General features: G+C 37.9%; 16 protein-coding genes. 1 reads left to right on the forward strand and 15 read right to left on the reverse strand.

Annotated elements, in window-relative coordinates:
• Position 1: 1 nt before the first annotated feature.
• The 14 genes from DW904_RS07450 to DW904_RS07520 form a co-directional block, all read right to left on the reverse strand.
• Positions 2-991, reverse strand: coding sequence for an acyltransferase family protein (locus tag DW904_RS07450; protein WP_118578911.1), 990 nt, complete (start codon positions 989-991; stop codon positions 2-4).
• Entirely contained in the window at positions 978-2303 is a 1326-nt protein-coding gene (locus DW904_RS07455) for an oligosaccharide repeat unit polymerase (RefSeq protein WP_118578913.1), read from the reverse strand. The genes DW904_RS07450 and DW904_RS07455 overlap by 14 nt, the downstream gene beginning before the upstream one ends.
• 2 nt (positions 2304-2305) lie before the next feature.
• Positions 2306-3028 (reverse strand): DapH/DapD/GlmU-related protein, encoded by a 723-nt coding sequence (locus DW904_RS07460; RefSeq protein ID WP_118578915.1) that lies wholly within the window; start codon positions 3026-3028, stop codon positions 2306-2308.
• The gene (locus DW904_RS07465; protein WP_243110331.1) at positions 3025-4083 is read right to left on the reverse strand and encodes a polysaccharide biosynthesis C-terminal domain-containing protein; all 1059 of its coding nucleotides are present in this window, start codon (positions 4081-4083) and stop codon (positions 3025-3027) included. The genes DW904_RS07460 and DW904_RS07465 overlap by 4 nt, the downstream gene beginning before the upstream one ends.
• Positions 4005-4442: an oligosaccharide flippase family protein gene (locus DW904_RS07470; protein WP_118578919.1), complete on the reverse strand. Its 438-nt coding sequence runs from the start codon at positions 4440-4442 to the stop codon at positions 4005-4007. The genes DW904_RS07465 and DW904_RS07470 overlap by 79 nt, the downstream gene beginning before the upstream one ends.
• A gap of 11 nt (positions 4443-4453) precedes the next feature.
• The gene (locus DW904_RS07475) at positions 4454-5587 is read right to left on the reverse strand and encodes a glycosyltransferase (protein ID WP_118578921.1); all 1134 of its coding nucleotides are present in this window, start codon (positions 5585-5587) and stop codon (positions 4454-4456) included.
• Entirely contained in the window at positions 5587-7884 is a 2298-nt protein-coding gene (locus tag DW904_RS23725) for a glycosyltransferase (protein WP_243110332.1), read from the reverse strand. The genes DW904_RS07475 and DW904_RS23725 overlap by 1 nt, the downstream gene beginning before the upstream one ends.
• A gap of 17 nt (positions 7885-7901) precedes the next feature.
• The gene (locus DW904_RS23730; RefSeq protein WP_243110333.1) at positions 7902-9965 is read right to left on the reverse strand and encodes a sugar transferase; all 2064 of its coding nucleotides are present in this window, start codon (positions 9963-9965) and stop codon (positions 7902-7904) included.
• 30 nt (positions 9966-9995) lie between these two features.
• Positions 9996-10493 (reverse strand): PglB, encoded by a 498-nt coding sequence (locus DW904_RS07495; RefSeq protein ID WP_118578923.1) that lies wholly within the window; start codon positions 10491-10493, stop codon positions 9996-9998.
• Positions 10494-10507: 14 nt separating this feature from the next.
• Complete coding sequence (locus DW904_RS07500; protein WP_118578926.1) at positions 10508-12571, reverse strand: nucleoside-diphosphate sugar epimerase/dehydratase; 2064 nt, start codon at positions 12569-12571, stop codon at positions 10508-10510.
• Between the two features lie 259 nt (positions 12572-12830).
• Positions 12831-14015 (reverse strand): transposase, encoded by a 1185-nt coding sequence (locus DW904_RS07505; RefSeq protein ID WP_118579001.1) that lies wholly within the window; start codon positions 14013-14015, stop codon positions 12831-12833.
• 247 nt (positions 14016-14262) lie between these two features.
• Positions 14263-15405, reverse strand: a complete 1143-nt coding sequence (locus DW904_RS07510) for a site-specific integrase (RefSeq protein ID WP_118578929.1) — start codon at positions 15403-15405, stop codon at positions 14263-14265.
• A gap of 380 nt (positions 15406-15785) precedes the next feature.
• Positions 15786-16106 carry a hypothetical protein gene (locus DW904_RS07515; RefSeq protein WP_118578932.1) on the reverse strand — a complete coding sequence of 107 codons (321 nt, stop codon included), beginning with the start codon at positions 16104-16106 and terminating at the stop codon, positions 15786-15788.
• A 237-nt stretch (positions 16107-16343) separates the two neighbouring features.
• Positions 16344-17990, reverse strand: coding sequence for an LCP family protein (locus DW904_RS07520; protein ID WP_118578935.1), 1647 nt, complete (start codon positions 17988-17990; stop codon positions 16344-16346).
• Positions 17991-18305: 315 nt separating this feature from the next.
• Here DW904_RS07520 and DW904_RS07525 point away from each other — a divergent pair, with 315 nt between their 5' ends.
• A complete protein-coding gene (locus DW904_RS07525; RefSeq protein WP_118578938.1) occupies positions 18306-19187 on the forward strand; it encodes a homocysteine S-methyltransferase family protein in 882 nt (293 codons plus the stop codon).
• 151 nt (positions 19188-19338) lie between these two features.
• On the opposite strand, the gene DW904_RS07530 is transcribed toward DW904_RS07525, so the two are convergent.
• Positions 19339-20646 (reverse strand): DUF362 domain-containing protein, encoded by a 1308-nt coding sequence (locus DW904_RS07530; protein WP_226854567.1) that lies wholly within the window; start codon positions 20644-20646, stop codon positions 19339-19341.
• Positions 20647-20698 lie beyond the last annotated feature (52 nt).

The following is a 20698-nucleotide window of genomic DNA, read 5'->3' on the forward strand; positions in this document are numbered from 1 at the left end:
CTCACTTTCCAACAATTATTTTTAATTTACTATTTTTACCTAACGTTTTTGCTATAACTGCAATTATTCCTACCGTAAAAATGACTTCTATCAATTTCAATAGAGTTTGTATTGCCAGTGATTCAAATCTTGCCAGTACTAATACATTAAATATCGCAATAATAAACTGATTCAATTCCATGTACACGATACTATTATCACTCAAAAATACTAATTTTTTTAAGAATATATTTTTCTTTCTATCTGCTATATAAAAAATAAGTAACCAAGATATAATTCCAGCTAATCCAGATAAATAGAATAGCCCCAAATTACCATACTGATTTTCACGCATATTTACAGTCTCATTCGCAAAACAAAGCATTGAAATTCCAAAACATATAGCTAAGAAAAAATATACTTCATTTCCTCTTTTAAGCCGTTCAGTAATAACACAACTTCCCAGTCTACATAAGTACCCAATTAAATACAATCCCAATGCAATTAATGCTGTATCAATACATAGAGGAAGCTTCATTCTCTTGTATGCTATAACCCAGCCAGAAGCAATTAAAAATATTAAAATAAAATTTCTCACCCCAGCAATTCTAATTCTATTAATTGCCTCAAATATGATTTTTACAATAAATATTGCCATTAAAAACCAAATTGCACCACACCAATCAAAAGGATACTTATTAGGAAAAACAAAATTGCGAAATACCTTTTCAACATTAAAACTGTGTCCACTCAAATAAAATATAATACTAAAAAATATTCCGCATACTAAATATGGAACTAATAGCAATTTAGCTTGTCTTTTTATATACTTCTCAAACTTTAGTGTACTTTTTTTATAAACATAACCAGATACTACAAAAAACAACGGCATATGAAAGCTATATATGTACTTATTTATACATTCCGCAAATTCTATATGTCCAATTATCATAAAAAGGATACCCAATCCTTTTAATTGATCTAAAACTATTATTCTATTATTTTGCCTCATAAAAAGCCTCCTGTTTTACCTTCCCCCATACAATTTTTTGTCCAGGTATTGGACATATAAAATAGTTCAATAATAGAACAACCGAGAAATCAATATATAATAAATCCCATTTAAAAACAGTACGAAACATTAAATAAAAAACATAAATACAAATAGCTATACTTCCAACAGACCTTCTTTTTTTCATCAATTTATAATATCTACATGATAATATACCCGCAATAAGCGGTCCAATAGCAGCTCCCCATATTCCCCAATCTACTAAAAAAGCATAAAAACATGTGCACATCGCATTAAGTAAAGTATGAGAACCAACAAAATACTGCTTAATTGTAATAACACTGGCGATTAGTTTTACCGTAGAATTATTGATTCCTACTAATCCAATTTTTAAATAATAGTATAAATTAGCAATAAATCCCAATGTAACTGTTCCATAATAATAATCTCTTCCAACTCGAATAGCAGTAGAACTATCACCTAACAGCTTTGTCAAATAGCTAGGACCCGAACAATAATACATATATATAGTTTTAAGAATTGACATATCAGACGCTCTTGAGTTTTGTATTATTAGTCCTACTACAAGCAATACTGAAAATAATAAAATTACTTTTTTATTGCTCTTAATCATTGATATAATGCTTTTTCTTTTTAAAAATAATAGTGCAAATATAACATAAAAAATGAAATTAACTAAATATGCACGTGCAGCATTTGCGACACAATATTCAACAGTTTCAGCAATTGCCAATATGATAATATTTCTTTTTTGTTTTGTATTCTTCTCAGTAAATATCAAAACAGCTGCATATAATGCAGTTAACGTGAAAACATTTTTCACCCCACTATCTCTAATAATACTTGCCAAACCTCCAGAAACAATTCCCTCTGTAGAATCAGTTAACACTCCCCTCAAATATACTAATTGAAATCCGTGATTCATTAATGTACGAATAGCTCGCAACAGATATGGAATTTCAAATAGAATTGCCACTATATTAACTGTCCAAAAAACATTTTGTTTTAAATTATCGCAGATGTCCTCAGAATAAAATGAACTTCTACATATACGTAAATTATGCAATCCATAAAAAGCGCAATAAATTGTATATATAATAATTCCTACTATAATAAAATTATTAACAAAATTAGATGGAGGATAATAATCATAAAAAGCAATATTACTTAACATACCAATTAGACACCATAAAGACGCCCATACAGTAATTGGGTTAAAAGCGACTTTATAAATTCGAAGCCCAACACATAATGTGATTAATAACATTAGAGTATACACTACTATATACATTCTTAATCATCTCTTTCTAAATAATTGATAAATCTCTCATAATTTTCAAACATTGGCTCCGATTTTAGAAAACACTCAATTATATCTTGCATATCGTCACCATTCAAATTCACATTAACATTCTCTCTATTAATCGCATCTTTTGATCGTTCTAAAAATAAAGGAAAAAAAGGCCCCATCTCTTTTACCGATGGTCTTCTTCCATACTTTTCCTTAAATTTTCTATAATATATTTCAGCCTCACAAAGACTTCTCTCTTTTCTCTTTTTGTAATGATCCTCCAATGATCTGATTATTTTTGCAGGATTCCCTGCAATAACACAATTATCCGGTATCTCACCACTTACTACACTCCCCGCACCTACAATCACATTATTTCCAATTTTAGTTCCCATCAAAATAATACTATTCATTCCAATAAAAACATTATTACCAATTACAGTTTCTCCAGCTTCTCCAATAATTTCACCGTAAAACCTCCTCAACACCGATCGGCTATAATCATGAGTCAAAATTATTGTGCCTTTAGTTATCTTGCAATAATCTCCTATTTTCAGCATCCATGGTCTCTCTCTATCTATAGACATAGAATTTGGATCATAAAAAATAGTATTTTCGCCCACTTCTATTCCAGATGCTTTTAAAATTTTATTAAAGTCATATTTTCCCGCTTTTTTAGGAAAATATTTTAATCTAACTTTTATAAATAACAATTTCAAATTCATATTTTTTCACCTTTTAAGGTTCTATATCTTCTTAGTACAAATGGTGCTGCTACCGCAACATATATTATTCCTCCAATTACAATTTCTGCAATCAACAATATTACAGAATTGACTTTTAAACAGTTTGAAATCATTTTAATTGCAATAATCATGAAGATTGAGGGCACCACATAATATATGCATTGTTTTAAATAATTCAATATCGGAAGCTCACGTCTTATTCTATAAGTTTGATAACTAGCAACCGCACATTCAGCACATACCGTTCCTATAGCAGCACCTAATGCTTTGAAATGAGGTATTAGTAATGCATTTATTATTAAGTTAACTATTGCCCCAAGCCATGCCGATTGAACATATATAGCATCTTTTTCAGCCGGTATAAGGTATTGAGTTCTAATAACATTTGCCCATCCTTGAAACAAAACTGCAGGAGCCAATCCCATCATTATCAAACCACTTGCTGCAAATTCTTTACCAAAAAAAATCGAAGCAAAATCATTGGCAATTCCAAATATTCCGCAAGCCATAGCACAAGTTAAACACATCATTATTTCCATTGTAACCTGTATCAAATATTTTGCTTTTCTATCATCATTCTGACCAATCAATGCAGCTAGTCTTGGAAGCATAACCGCCCCCACTGCAGTTATTACCGTTCCCGGTAGCCCGATTATTTTTTCAGCATATTCATAATATCCTGTTTGAATTGTTGTAGATAACGTTCCTATCATTACCTTATCCATTATTTTATAAATACTAATTGCAATAACTGGAAAAAATAATATTACAATAGGTTTAATGTGTTCTTTTGCTGAATTCCATCTAGGTTTTACAAATGTTATTTCTTTTTTTAAAAAAGGAAACAATAATAATCCATTCAACAATGTTCCACACGCCATAATAAGAGTATAGATGTTCAAATCATTTCTTGACTTTACAAACAAAAAAATCAGTATTAAATTTAATAATTTAACTACCAAGTTTCTAAAAACAGTAATTTGAAATTTTTCAATTCCATAAAAAAACCAACTAATATCAAAGACTGAGCACAAAACAGTAATAACTTGTATATATGCAATAATTTTATTTCAATATAAAAGGTACAGTATATAATATATGCCGTACATGCCATTACTGAAACAGCCACCTGTATTGACCAAATCTCCCAAAAAGCTTTACTTCTTTTTTTTATATCACTTCCAATTGATGCAATAGTACGATTTCCATAGTTTGCCACCCCTAGCATTCCTACTAAAGCAAAGCAATAAGAAACACTATATGTATAAGAATAAATCCCAGCACCCTCTGCTCCTATAGTTCTACTTACATAAGGCGCTAAAATCAAGGGAATTATTACTACAAACAACTGATAACTGACATTTATTATTAAATTTTTTTTTAGTCCTTTCATTTATTTTATAATCATCCTTTACATTTCCCTTTATAAAAATCAATTATTGGCTTCATTGTTATAGATATATCACAGGTCTTCATTCCATCTTCTCTAATTAGTTTTCTCACTTCAGAAATCTCTTGACTATATAAGGAATCTACAAACAATATCATCTTTTCAATGTCAACATTTGTTTCGTCTGGTGGAATCTGTAACACATATCTTTTATTTCCTTCTGGTGAAAATGAATCAACATATGACGAAGAGAGCACAGGTAATCCCTTAGCAGCATATTCTTTTGTTTTTAATGTACTTTCACTACTTAACCCCTGTCTATGAATTGCCAATGAATTAATTCCTACTGCATTCCCCCTATAAATATCTTGAAGTTCTTTTCCAAACTTTGCACCGTAAAAAATGACATTATCATGAAGACCATATTTTGTTACAAGTTCCTTATATTTTTCGCATTCATCTCCCTCACCTACTAATTTTAAAATTATCATTCTAGAACCACCACACGAATAATAATCATGCATTCCCTCAATTAGCCGTTCATATCCATGAACTCTAAACATTGCTGATACAGCAATCAAATTAATACACTTATCAGTATCAATTTTTTCATCATCATAAGATATACTTCCAAAATCAATTCCATTTATAGTATTAATAGTTGGAATTCCAAATATTTCTACATCATTAGAATATGTCACAATCCTATCTACATATTTTGACAATTTATTCCTGTAAACATGATCTAAAAAATTTATAAAACACCCCTTTATAGTTTCCGCCCCCTCCATATCATATGGATATGTTGGAATTTCTACTATATTGCAAATACACTGCCTTTTTATCTTTTTTAGTAATCTAACAAAGTAATAATCAGAACGAGGATATCTAATATAAATTCCTTTATATTCTTCTTTATCAAGTAGTTTATAAGCCTGTCGTAATACCGACAATTTTGACGAAGCCTTTCCTATAACTTTTCTTTTTTTATCCTTTAAACTATATAAGCAAACATTATCAGCAAAATAATATATAATCTCAACATCAAATGCATTTGCTAAAGCATTTGCTTGACATAATATTTTCTTCGGCACTCCATCTAGATTTTTAAAATCAATAGGGACAGGTGCAACATATAATAATTTCATTACAAGACTCCTTTATACTTCTTTAATATATCTACATGATCTTTTACCATATTTTCAATGGTGTACGATTGTATTGCTTTTAATGCGCTATATCCCATCTCATCACTCCGTAAAAGTGAATCAATTATTGCACACCTAAGCTCTTCAACATTCCCTACTTGAACTATGTATCCATTTATACCATTCTTTACCAGTTCAAGACCCGCATTACATTTATTTGTTGTAACAATCGGTAATCCATAAGCCATTGCTTCGTTAATAACTAATCCCCATATATCTTCTCTTGTAGGTAATACAAATATATCAGCTAACTTATAATATTCTTTCAACTCTTCTTTAGTTTTGAATCCAACAAAATGAACATTCTTAATACTTTTTCTCTCTATAAATTCCAGGTATTCTGAAGTTGGATTATCCCCAACAATATAAATTCCAACATCTTTTTGTAAACCTACCACAGCTTTCAAAAGAACATCAAAACCTTTTCTAGGTATAAACTGTCCTACTGCCAATATAATTTTTTCTTCATATATATGATTTTTTTCTTTTAGCCTTTTCTTTTCTTCCTTCTCTATTGGCTGCGATAAAATGTCTTCTTCTACAAGAGATGAGAATCTATATCTTACTATTTTGTTTAATTTTGCACCATAATATTCGTAGTATTTGTCATGTTCACTACAAGTAGATAAAAATAAATCTCCACCAGCAATTAAGTGTCTCTTTAATTTCTCTTTAAAATAATTACCCTTTTTTATAAATGCACCATCCCCTTCCAAAATATATGGAATTTTCCGTAATTTACAAAATTCAATTGCTAATATTTCTGTTGGTGAAGCATTTCCACATATAACTATTGCGTCATAGGATCTATCAATATATTTAATTACTTCCAGACAAAATGCATTATCAACCCCTGTCGATTTTCCTTTTAAAAAAATACTCTTATAGTTATTCTCTGCCTCTGCACTCCATTTTTCATTTCTTTCTGAAGACTGTTCTTTTTGATACAAGACAGTTAAGTTTACATTTTTCCCAAGTTCATTAAAAAAATTCACCCTATATGGTGACGGAACATTTGTTAAAAAAAGGACTTTTAAATTCTTATTCATAATATCGTCATTATATACTTTCATATACTTTTTCATCATACTAGCATTATCATATAATGTTTTTTCCAACGTAATTCTATTTGTACCATTTTTTCTAATTTCTCTTATTTTATTTATGATAGAAGATATGTCACCTCTCGTACAAACATATCCGTTATTTTCAAGCACAATTTCTGGACTCCCACCAGTTTTATATGTTAATACTGGAGTTCCGCACGCCATTGCTTCAATATTTACAGTAGGATAATTTTCACAATACGACAAATTCAAAAACAGATCTGCCGCTGTATATATTTCAGCTAATGCTCTAACACTTGATGTTCTTTCAACTCCTAATATATTTGAGGGTAATGTTTCTAATTGCGTCTTTGTTAGTCCCACAAGAACAATTACATAATCATCTTCTAGCACTTTAGCGATTTTAATAAAATCAGAATATCCCTTCATATCATCCCATGAAGTAGATACACCTAATAACATAAATTTATTTTCAATGCCATTTTTCTTTTTAAAATCACTTTCCAATGATTCAAATTGACTAGTATCAATTCCGTTATTAATCACTCTTACTGGATATTCTTTTAGAAAAGAATTCATTACCCAATCTTTTAGCCACTCAGAAGGTGTAATAATTGTCATATAAGAAACACCTGTAAATATTTTCTTTTTCTTTAACCAATTCCTATAAGAGTTGTCAATAAGCGAAGCTGGATATGCTTTACGAAGCGAACAATGATGACACCCATTTATCCATTTTTTGCATTCAATTGCATCACAATAAGCAGTATGTCCCGTAAAACTCCAACAATCATGTAAAGTCCATATTACCTTTTTCCTACTTAACTTCAAATATCGAAATAATATCTCAACATTAATATAGTATCCATGAATATTATGAAGATGAATTACATCAGGGTCAAAACATTTCACCCATTCAATAAATTTTTCTGTAGCTCTTTTACTCCCAAATCCCGCACCATCAAATAATCGAGCTTTTACGGCATGCATTTTTACATCAAAATTGCTTCCGATTTTCACTGCATATTTTTCATATTGTTTCGGCACATTTTCCCTACCATATGCAATTTTTACTTCATGGCCTTGCGACTCTAATACCGTAGCAAGATCAGTACAAATTCTTCCAGTGCTACGAATCCCACAAACTACATTAATCATTAATATTTTCATACGCATTCTCTACTCTTTTAACTAAACTTCATCTCAAGCATATCCATAAATAATTTTTCCTCGAAATTTTCCTCATAATATTTTCGAGCATTCTGTCCCATAATATTTTTATCAGCAACATTGATAAACTTTTTGATATTTTCGGCTAATTGCTCCGCATTTTCTGCCTCACCGCAAAAGCCACATTTTGCATCATCTATAACTTTTCTTGTTTCACCATCTATTGATCCAATAATTGGCTTTCCAACAGCCATATAACTTTGTACTTTTCCGGGCAAAGTTAATGAAAGGACAGGGTCTGCTGCCAAAGTTACTAACATTGCATCCGCTTTTGCATAAAATTCAGGCATTTCTTCTACAGGTCTTCTTCCATAAAATATAACATTATCTAAATTAGCGCCTAACGCCTGTAATCTCTCTAAATCAGATCCTCCACCTACAATATGGAATTTTATCGGTTCCTCTTTTAGCAACTCTGCTGCTTTAATAATAGTTTCAACAGATTGCACAGCCCCAATATTGCCTGCAAACATGAAATCAAATACTCCATTTTCCGGTTTAACCGGCATTAACTCAAAAATCCCTTCTGCATATTGCGGTAAATATTCAATTACTTCATCTGCAATTCCAAATTCATTTGTAAGATATTTAGAGAACATACGACTTGTAATTAAAATTTTGTTCATTTTTTTATAAATTCTTTTACTTACCAAATGATAATATTTATATATTATTGATTCTCTGGTAATTCCACCTGCAATAAGACTCTCTGGCCAAAGATCTAAACAATACATTATAATCGGAACTTTGTATTTCTTTTTATATGCAATTGCTGCATCAGCCATCATAACTGGAGATAATTGATTACAAAAAACAACATCAAAAGACTTTCCATCTGACGAAACACATTTTTTAGAGAGAACATATGCAGACGCCGAAATAGCATAACTATAATAATTCAACATACGCTTCAGTGTTCCTGATTCTCTGGGAATTGTAAAGCATCGATGTATTTTTACGCCATTTATAACTTCATCAATATGTTTTCCTTTTCCATATCCTTCATAAAGAATTCCCTCTGGATAATTCGGATATCCTGTAACAACATGAACTTCGTGTCCACGCCAAACCATTTCTTCACAAATATCCGAAATCCTAAATGGTTCAGGTTTATAATACTGACATATTACAAGAATCTTTTTTTTTTCGGTATCTGCACCTTCATCCGAATGTTTTTTTAACTCCCCAGTACCCCCTTCTACAACGCTATCGTCTTTTCCAAACACATGAAGAGATCCCAGAAATACTTTAATATCCATTAATAAACCAATCTTCTTAGCATATTCACCGTCAAGTTTTGCTTTCTCGGAAATCTCCAATTCATCCCTTCCATTAATCTGTGCCCATCCGGTAAGTCCTGGTTTTACATCATTTGCACCATATTTATCACGTTCTGCTGTCAGCACGTCCTGATTCCAAAGTCCCGGTCTCGGTCCAATAACACTCATATTATTAACAAAAATATCCCATATCTGAGGCAGTTCATCTAAACTATGTGCACGAATAAATTTACCAACTTTTGTAATATACTGATCTGGATTTTCAAGCATATGAGTCGGAACATCATGTGGTGTGCACATTTTCATGCTTCTAAATTTATGTAATTTAAAATATCTCTTATTCTGTCCAAGTCTTTTTTGTGTAAAAAAAATTGGTCCCGGATCATCAATAAAAATTGCAAGAGAAAGTCCTATAAAAACCGGAGAAAGAACCACTAATCCTCCAAAAGATAACACTACATCTAATGCTCTTTTTACATACTTTTCATAAAAACCTGGATTATAATCACTATCTCCTACCGCTTCAAGATGTCCTCGTACTCCATCCGCATTTTCACAATCGTTGTCGTCTTGCACAAAAACAACTTTTTTCCCTTCCATAGGATTCTGCTCAGAGGGTTCATCACTATATACAGATTTTCCTTCTTGTTTCTTTGCACATAACTTCAAACCTGCAAATACTGTTCCAAACAATGTTCCTGCAACACCTATGAACTTTTTTACTTTCTTGTTACCAGACATATACACTTACTCCTCATCATTTCCATTACTTTAATAACCAAGGACCACTTCGCCTGCTTCAAGCTTGCGATTTTGTACCACCCTGGCACCAGCCTTTACAATAGCTCCAGCATTTACATGTACACATTCTTCCAACACAACATTGTGATCTACAATCGCACCAACCGAAATAATGCAACCTTTATAAATTTGAGAATTCGCATTCACAATAGCTAGCGGTTCAACTACCGTCCCCTCTGATACTATTGCAGATGGACTGACATACGCAGTAGGATGTATCAGCACAGGAATCTGATATCCAGCCTTCTTTAACCGGTCTAACATCTCATTTCGAAATAAATTATTTCCAATTCCTACGATTGCATTTTCATATTCATTTAGATACAAATTTAATTCTTCTATTTTTCCAATAGCATCACTACTATTATCATCTAGAAAATCTACTTTTTTGTATCCGCATGCTTCGGCTACTTCCTTAACTACTTTTCCATGGCCTCCAGCACCTATAATCAATATTTTTTTATCCATATAATTATCCTTTATTACTTATTAACAGCCTCATGAAAAAGCTTTTTATAGGTGTCACCATGTATCTTCAAGTCATCTGCTGCCGGATGATAAGTCTGTACAATCTCTTCCACATAACTTCTAATGTCTGGATCATTTCCATAAGCTACTAGAGCCAGATTCTCAAGCTGATGCAAGAACTCATCTGTATCAAACGGAATCGGTTTACCGATATGAATCAGATCATTATCCGTCTTGGTCAGACCTTCCTCCGCCATCAGTTTTTCTTCATAGAGTTTCTCACCTGGTCTCAAGCCAGTATATTCCACTTTGATATCTACATCCGGAGTCAGACCAGACATCTTAATCAGGTTTCTTGCCAATGTATCAATCTTTACCGGGGCTCCCATATCAAGTACAAATATCTCACCGCCTTTTGCATAGGTTCCGGCCTGAAGCACCAGACTTACCGCTTCCGGAATGGTCATAAAGTAACGGATAATATCCGGATGGGTAACGGTTACCGGACCACCTTTGGCAATCTGTTTCTTAAACAGCGGAATAACAGATCCATTACTTCCCAGCACATTTCCGAAGCGCACTGCCACAAACTCAGTCCTGTATTTTCTCTCGCCATTTGCTCCTGGATTTTCACAAGTCGCTGCCACCTCTGCAAGTGCTTCCTCGCTGTCCTCATAGTGGCTTCCCAGTAATGGAAGCAGATCTTCTCTTCCGGTTCTGCTGATCTTATCCATTGTCTGAATAACCATCTCGCAGAGACGCTTGCTGGCTCCCATAATGTTGGTTGGGTTAACGGCTTTGTCTGTACTGATCAGTACGAAACGTTGACAGCCATTTTTCAAAGCTGCATGAGCTGTTTTATAGGTTCCCATTACATTGTTCTTGATGGCCTCACATGGGCTTGTCTCCATAAGAGGTACATGCTTATGGGCAGCTGCATGGTAAACAATGTCTGGCTTGTATGTTTCAAATACATCATTAATCTTTCTGGTATCACGCACGGAACCGATCAGTACTACCAGATCCAGATGGGGATATTTGGAACGAAGCTCCTGTTCAATGTCGTAGGCATTATTCTCATATACATCGAAGATCACCAGTCGCTTCGGCGCATGGGCTGCAATCTGACGGCAAAGCTCACTACCGATAGAACCGCCGCCACCAGTTACCAGAATGGTTTTTCCACTGATGTAGCGAAAAATCTCATCCATATTTACTTTGATCGGTTCTCTTCCAAGAAGGTCTTCCACTGCCACATCTTTCATTTTGCTGAGGGACACCTCTCCGGTGACGAACTGATACACACCTGGAAGAATCTTCATTTCACATTTGGTTTCTTTGCAGATGTTCAGGATATCTCTTCGCTCTGCTGCACTTGCGCTTGGAATTGCCAGAAGGATCTGGTCGATTTTGTATTTCTTTGCACTTGCGAGAATGTCATCACGACCGCCTACAATGGGCACACTCTCCATATAGCGTCCCCATTTGTTGGGGTTATCGTCAATAATACAGCAGACCTTTCCCTTTGGCTCTTTGGCACGTTCCACGTCGCGGAGAATGATCTGTCCTGCCTGACCGGCACCGATCAGCATAATGTGATGAAGCGGACCCTCCTCTTCCTTCTGTTTCCGTGTTCTTTCCAGAAGAACAAATCTATATGAAAAACGGATTCCTGTAATCAGGCAAAATTGAATGATTGTTCCGAAGAGATAATAGGACAGTGGCATTTTCTGAATAAAAAATGTGATTCCAATTATCTGGAACAGGAATGTAAGTATAGTAGATAAGCCAACTCTTAACAGCTCACTGTAGCTTGCGAAACGCCATACGCTGTTATAGAGGCGCAATGCCCAAAAGACAAAAACAGAGAATACTGTATACCATGGTGCAAATTTCAGATAGGCAGACAAATATTCTCCAGGTATTGCGGAGTATGTACAATCAAAGCGGAACCACAGTCCAAGAAAGTATGCGGCGTTTACGGCGATCACATCATAAATAATCAGGTAAAGTGCGATTACCTGCCAATGCTCCAACTTTCTTTTTTTGCGTTCGGTTTTTTGTTTTTTCGTTGTCATTTCTTAATCATATGGACGGAGTTACCCCCCCCCAGTCCTTTCCTCCCATTTTTTCATAACTTTGACCACTTACCAGATAGCTTCCTGTCTGGTGCTTCGGCGACTCCCATGATATCTTGGGGAAGTCCGGAACCCGCACCGGCGGTGGTCTGCCGAAAAGCCTGCGTCACTGGCGCAGCCTCTTTGCCCGGTTACCCGGTTTTATAGATAAGAGCGTTCGTAACGCTGCTTATTATCATTTTTTCTTTGTTGTCAATAATTATTTTGTTCTACTTCCGCGAAAAAAACTGTCCTGGCATTTCCTGCCAAGATTTCTGGCGTCATTCAGGAAGCGGTTTCCCTGATGACCATTTTCACAGAGGAATTCATTTCCCTTCCGGCGAACCTTGCCGCCGCAGATGGCACATTTGTCTTTCAGGCCGTCTGTTCTGGTTTCCAGTACCAGAATGCCTTCTGCCCAGGCTTTGTACTGCAGGTTGGTCCGGATCTTACTGCTTAAGTGAAGCGGGGAAAAATTGCCACTTTTTACCATTGCCATTCGGGTGAAATTCTGGTCGTAATCGGGGAGGATAATGATTCCTGCCTGATTCTCTTTGCAGAAATTCAGGATTTCCCGGCTGACCTGGTGGGCGTAATGCTCGGACAGGTTCTTCAGGTGCATGTAGTACTTCCGGTTGGGCTGGGGACTATTGTCTCCCACTGTGTTTGGTCTGGATTTCTGTATTCTGGTCTCCAGCAGCTTGTAGCGGTGGCGGTACGCATCTCCGCCCCGGCAGGTGTGTACAGCCAGCTGATTTCCCTGCTCATCCAGAATGCAGCACACTGCGAAGGTGTCTGTGTTTGTAAAACGGACACTGCACAGGTTCGTGCCTTCTGCCATTCGTTCTTTGGCAGTGCGGGCATCGCTGTTCTCCTGTTTCACCGGGATATTCAGCAGGTAGCGCCTGCCCTCTTTTACCAGGGTGGGCGACATTAGCTGACCATCTTGGGGAAAGGGGCGTCCTTTCAGATTGCAGTCTGTCCAGATCCATTTCTCACCGTTCCACAGCTTCAGGCAGATGGATCTGTCGGTGAGGTCGGAATACATTCCTTTGAAAAAAGTAACCTTGGCTTCCAGCTTCTCAGGGAATCCGGATTGAAGCTCCTGGGTGCTTTTTACTGTGGCAGATGCTTTGTTGATGGCTGCGCGTCTCAGGTAGACAGGTACTTTCCCCATTGGTAAGGGGTTGGTGGGCTGTCTGCCGTCCCGACCTGCCAGGGTCAGGAGCTCCAGGCTGCGCTGGATGTCGAAGAGGCTGCTGTTCCACAGTTCTTCATGCTGTCTCAGAAGGTGGTAGTAAAACTCCACCACGTTCTGAAAATATTCTTCTGTTCTGGCCAGCCATATAGGCTCCGGACAAACCAGGCGCATGCGCCAGGTTCGGATGCTGTATCCTGTTTTCATAAATTTTGTCTGTGATTTCTGCTGGTTTCTTTCGTAATATTTCAGTAATGCGGATTTGCGCTGCAAACAAGCAGAAAATCAGTACAATTTGGACTATCGACCACGAATAAAGACCCCTTATTTTGGAAATTGAGATTTTTCAGTATCCGGTCACCTTTTCCAGACAGCAAAAAAAGACAGTCACACCAGAGGTCTCTCAAAAGAGAATTCTCTGGCATAACTGCCTTTTCTGAAATTGTTCATTCTGTTATATTGCCTGCTCCATCATCTGATTCATATACTGCCGTTTCGTTTCCGCCTGGATATGCACATACAGATCTAGTGTGGTTCGCACGGAAGTATGTCCAAGTATTTCGGACAGGGACTTGGTATCGAAGCCATGCTCTACCCAGCGACAGGAAAACTGATGCCGGAGAGCATGGATTTTAATGGGGGGAATTCCACATGTTTTCAGCAGTGCTGCATATCTGCGCTGGATTACCCGTGGCTCCATGCATCTGGCAGTTCCAGACAAAATATATGCGGAGCCATCTTTGCGAAAACGTTTCGCATAAAACAGCAGCTTGTCTGGCAATGGAATTTCCCTGTTGGAATGCTCTGTCTTCGGCGGACCGATATACAGAATGGTTTTTGGAATTTTTCCAGTGTCCGGATTAGCGGTCTGATCTAGATTTTTGATGCGGATCACAGTACGCTGTATGCGGATTTTGTGCTGGGTGAAATCCACATCTTCCCAGCGCAGGCCGCTGAGTTCGCCTACACGGATGCCGGTATGCATGCAAAGCAGCAGACCGAAATGGAAATCGCTGATATTGTCAATAAGAAATTTCTCCAGCTGGTTATAGTTTGCAAGCTTCATAATCTGCACCTCCTGGCTGGTGCCAGCCAAATGGGGGTAGCGGATTGGTTCACTGGTATAGACGCCTCCCTTTGATGTAAAGTTCAAAATGCTGCGGAGTACGCTTAAAATTACATGAATGGTTCCTGCAGACAATGCCAGCTCTTTTTTCTTATGAATAAGCTGCGTGATCTGAGAATTGCTGATTTTCCGTATCTGGGTGCTGCCAAGCTCCGGAAGAAGCTGATTCTTCAGAATCGCTTCATAATTGGAAAAAGTACTGTCCTTGATGGTATAGCGGATTTCCTGTTTCCAATGTTCTGCGGCTGTTTCGAAGGTAGTCTGGTAATTTAAAATGCCAGGATTTCGCACCAGATGTCCATAGCTTGGTACCTCTGCAATTTTTTTGTTTCGTTTGTCCTTTACTTCGCCATATGTTTTGCCATAGAGGGAACCGTAGTGGATTTTTCCCTCCGGATCACGGTATTTGATATAACGGGCTTCCCAGCGTCCGTCCTTGCGTTTGCGTATGTTTTCACCTTTTCTGCACATAGCTGCCTCCTTATTCTATAAGTATGTACCAATTATATGACCACTCAATTATTTTATATCGAAAAAATCCCTTTGAAAAACTAATGGGAAAAGGTGAATTTGGAATAAATTATGGTATAATTCGACAAAAAGAGTCTATAGTCGCTATAATTGGTTGACTTTCCCTGTTATTCGCGATAGAATGTAAAACGACGATGGGAAAGAAAGCAGAAAAACTGCCTGGATGACCGTCGCATTACTGAAATAATGCGACTTGGAGGTCATCTTTTTTTATTGTTTCCGGTTGGGTGGTGGGTTATGCAAATTTGCTTTTAAACTACCCATTTAACATAGTTAGGGCCGGGAACGATCAGGTAAGTGATGTCCCGGCCAGGTTTTATTTATTTTATACCAAATTCTTTCATGAGTTTTTTCTGATATTCTTCATCTTCTGTAGCTTTTATACAATCTTCAATACGATTGGAAGAAAGTAATTTTTTATTCAGCGTATTTAAGGCTATACGCTCCTTTTCACGTCCATCTTTCTCTATCATCTGTCCCAGTCTCGTCATAACCATCGCCTCCTTAATCTCATCAAGCTCTATTCCATCCAGAAATTTATCTGCCAGAGTATACAACATAGCCATCACTTTATCCGCCATATCATTATGCTCTTCTTTCGCTATTAGAATTCCTTCTTTAATCTTATCCTTACGGCTCATCTGGCCCCCATAAGTGGTGTCATACTAAGCTGTGCGATGTCATCTTCTGTAAAATCCAAGAATGTAAGCTCAGATTCACCCGCCTTTCCTTCTGCTATATCAACATTTTATCACAATGTAATATAAAAATCATCTTAAAAGTTTATAAATTCATCAAAAAAAGAAGCAAACCACGTTATATAATGATTTGCTTCTTTCTATATTTAGATTCCTCTCACCAGAGGAATCTCATTCTCTTTACTGCTGTGTAATAGTATCAGCTGCGCCTTCGGTTGTAGTTCCATCTGCTGCAGTGGTATCTGTCGCAGCCTGTGTCTCAGATGCTACTGTACCTGGCTCAGTCACAGTTTCTGTGGAGGTGCTGTCAGTGCTTGTGCTTCCACTAACTGGTGCGTCAGCTTCCTCCTGGGTAACCACCTCACCGTTGCGAACCTTTTCCATAAGGCTCTTCGCCTTATTTACTGTGTCGTAATTCGGAACCATAACGTATGCCTTCTGGCTCATGGAATATGGCTTCTCAGTAGCACCGGTTCCGTCTACACTGTAGGAAACGATTGTCCAGTCGCCGCCGTTGGTAAGCTGCTGCTGAAGGATCTGTGCGATCTCTTCATATGTGATGTTAGTACCGAAGCATCCATCCAGACTGGAAAGAATGGAGGAATAGCTGGTAAGGATTTCCGGAGAAAGTGCCTTCTTTATAACACCACGGATAACTGCCATCTGGTTCTTACCTCTCTGGCGGTCACCCTCCTGGAACGCATATCTCTCTCTTGCAAATACAAGAGCCTGCTCACCATTCAAATAGTTCTCACCCTGGTTGAAATGATATCCTGTAATATTTCCGGAATTAAAGTCATAATCAGAATAAACTGTAATTCCACCAAGTGCATCAATTACTTTCACAAATCCACCGAAGTTGATTCTGAAGTAATAGTTAATATCAATGTCATACAGCATTCCAAGAGTGTCCATGCACACATCAATACCATAAATACCGGCATGTGTCAGCTTATCCGGTACTCCACCTGAAATGGAAAGCGGTACATAGTAATCACGAGGTGTGGAAACCAGCAGAACCTCATGTGTATCTGTATTAATAGTAGCAATGATGTTAACATCGCTTCGGCTCTTGGCTGTCATCTCACCTCTGGTATCAATACCGCTGAGATAGATGGTGTAAATCTTACCGCCATTGGATGTAGTGATTGGCTCTACAGGGGTGGACTCTTCCGCAGACTGAATTGTGGATTCAACATCTACCGTTCCAACCTCTTTTATCTTGGTGCTGAAATCTGTATATCCGTCCATATCCTCGTATACACTGAGATATCCGCTGTTCAGCAGCATGGCATTTACTTCACCGTTCAGGATTCCGTCAGCAAGCTCTGTCAGACCTGCGTATTCCTTAGTCTGTACTTCTGTACCAAACTGACTGTTCAGATGTGCTACAGCGCCATCTGTATTCTCACGGTCAAGTGAGGAAAGAATACCATAAGTATATCCGGCAGTTGCCTCTACAGAATCAGCGGCATCATCGCTCTTTACGTAAACAGCCATCTGTGTGACCTCTGTAGTCTCACCGGAAATATTGCTGATGGCGGATCTTGTCTTATTAATATAGAAACCGCCGAATGCCAGAATGGCAATCATGATCACTGCCAAAACAGTTCCGCCAATAAAGCGGCCTGTGTATCTGGTATGCCATACCAACAGCCAGATAATGGCTGCGATCACCGCAAGTACAATGCCGATGATCAGCATATAAATGGTCGGGATCATCTTGGTCATTGCCAGAAGTCCCATAAAAACAACAGAAAGCATAATGACGATGATGGTGATCACCGCGCCTGGTATCCAGTCGTTTCTTCTTCTCCTTCTACTCATCTTTTAGCTCCTTTTTTATTTCTTTTGTCATTAAGGGCTGCTGTTCACTTTATAGTCAGCACCTATCAAAAGCATATCTTATATTTTATACGCTGACAACTGGAAAATCAAGTTAAATAGTGTTATAATACGAAAGATTTATAAAATTTTTTTATGAAAACGTTATAACTTCCAGGACGCGGACAGGAATATGACGAAATCAACCGTATCCGGCAGGATAAATGTTCGCCAGATGGTTGCAGACCACAATGGGCGGCATGTTATGCAAATATCATTTGAATGCAATATTCTGCCAATTTAAGGAGGAATTACAATATGACAAAACAAGAGTTTCAGGAACTGGCACAGAATATTGTTCTTCTGGACGGCGCTACAGGTTCCAACCTGATGGCAGCCGGTATGCCGAAGGGTGTATGCACAGAGGAATGGGTGCTGGCGCATAAGGATGTGATCCAGAATCTTCAGAGAGCTTATATCGAAGCGGGAAGCAATATTATCTACGCTCCTACTTTTGGCGGCAACCGTGTAAGTCTTACCATGCATGGTCTGCAGGACCGTATGGAGGAGATCAACCGCACTCTGGTTTCCTATTCAAGAGAAGTCGCTGATGCGGCAGACCATAAGGTTTACGTTGCTGCGGATATTACCACCAGTGGTAAAATGATGGCTCCTGCCGGGGAGATGACCTATGAGGCAGCTTTCGAAATGTATCAGGAGCAGATTGGAATTCTGAAGGATTCCGGCGTGGATCTGATCGTTGCTGAGACCATGATCAATATTGAAGAGACTCTGGCAGCTGTGGATGCTGCTTCTACAGTTTGCGAGCTGCCGATTATGTGTACCATGACGGTAGACGCAGACGGAAGTATTTTCAGCGGTGGAAATGCTATCGAGGCTGCTGTTTCTCTGGAGGCTGCTGGTGCAGATGCTGTGGGCGTGAACTGCTCTGTTGGTCCCGATCAGCTGGTTTCTGTTATCCGCAATATTAAGGAAAATGTTTCCATTCCGGTCATTGCCAAGCCGAATGCCGGTATGCCGTTCATTGATGATAATGGAAACGCCATTTATTCCATGAATGCGCCGGATTTTGCCAGACATGTGAAAGCTCTGATTGATGCAGGTGCCGGTATTGTAGGGGGCTGCTGCGGTACCACACCAGAATATATCAGGGAAGTGGCGAAGATGATCGGACGATAAAATACATAAGCCACTGTAGAACGTCACAACTTAGTTGACGCTCGGTAGTGGCTTTTCTTCTTTATCTCCGAAATTCTTCTGATGTTTCTCCGATATTTTCTCCGATGTTTCTCCGATGTTTCTCCGATGTTCCCTTCGGAGTATTTTACACTCACTTCACCTTAATTGCCTTCTTCGGGCACATTTCCTGACAGCAGAAGCAACGAATACACTTCTTATAATCATAAACAGGCGGATTATTTTTGCCATTTCGAAAATCTACTGCTTTTCCAGGCACGGGACAGCTGTTTACACAGATTCCACAACGGATACATTTGTCAGGCTCAATGTATGGTTTCTTCTGGAAAATATTCAGAGCCTTGGCAAGCTTTGTCCAGACATTGTTTCGTACTTTCGTGCGGTCTACGTTGAAATTGGGATTGCCGTATTTTTCTATTAAGGCTTCCATCGAAATTACATTACAAACCACATCAATACCAATCTGCTTTTTATCTACAGAGACATTTGCATTCTGGTGTTGCTTCTCTCGCCCAGTTATTTCACTTCCTTCATCACGCACTGCTGATGTCGAAGGATTCTCCTCAACTACCACAACCTCAATATTTTCTTCCCTGCAATTTCCCAGTCCCATCTTCTCCCCATGGTAATTGGTAGGAACCATCTCCGGTTTCAGATAAACCAGTCTTGCAAACACACTGTCCAGTGCCACCGGATCTGTGGACATCAGAATCAGGTTCATGGCTACCGGGTCTCCGGAGCCCGGTCCATTTCCCTCCATTGCAGTGATTCCATCCATAATATAAAGTCTTGGCTTTACATACTGGTTCAGATCAATAAGCATCCGGGCGAAGCTGTCCGCGCTGGGATATTTAGTATGACCAATGGCCTTATTTTTCCCATATACAAATCCATAGCTGTTCTTCACTGCTCCTGTAATTCGCTCCAGAGCGTGGGTTTTCATTTTGGAAAGAGAAATCACACACTCTGCCTCCAGCAGTTCTTTCGGAAGGATAAATTCCTTCGCCTGGACACCATCCGGATTTTCCACACGAACGCCTTTCGTATAATCAATAGCCGGAATCTGGTATTTTTCCAGATAAGTGTCCATTCCGGTGCCCTGGATCACCTGTTTCGTAGTTCCGTGGCCACAGGAATCTGCAAGCACAATATTCTTATAACCTTCCTCACGTAGAATCCTGGCAAAGGCACCCACCACAACCGGATGAGTGATGACCGCTTTCTCCACTTCTGCTTTTTTCAAAAGGTTAGGCTTCAAAAGGATTTTTTCTCCTTTATCTATAAGGTTGTCCAGACCGCCCAGCTGAGCCATACCTTCTTTCATAAATGTATAAATTCGTTCTTCGTCATAAGCTTTACAAGGAAGTACAATTACTTTGCTTTTTGTGTTCATGTTTCTACCCATATTTTCAAACATACAGCCTGTAATCTGGATCTGCATGTCTGGTGCTCTCGTTTTATTTTGTAATTATTCTGCAATTCTTCACATATAC

This window comes from Ruminococcus sp. AM42-11 (assembly GCF_003480145.1).
Classification (GTDB): Bacteria; Bacillota; Clostridia; order Lachnospirales; family Lachnospiraceae; genus Blautia_A; species Blautia_A faecis.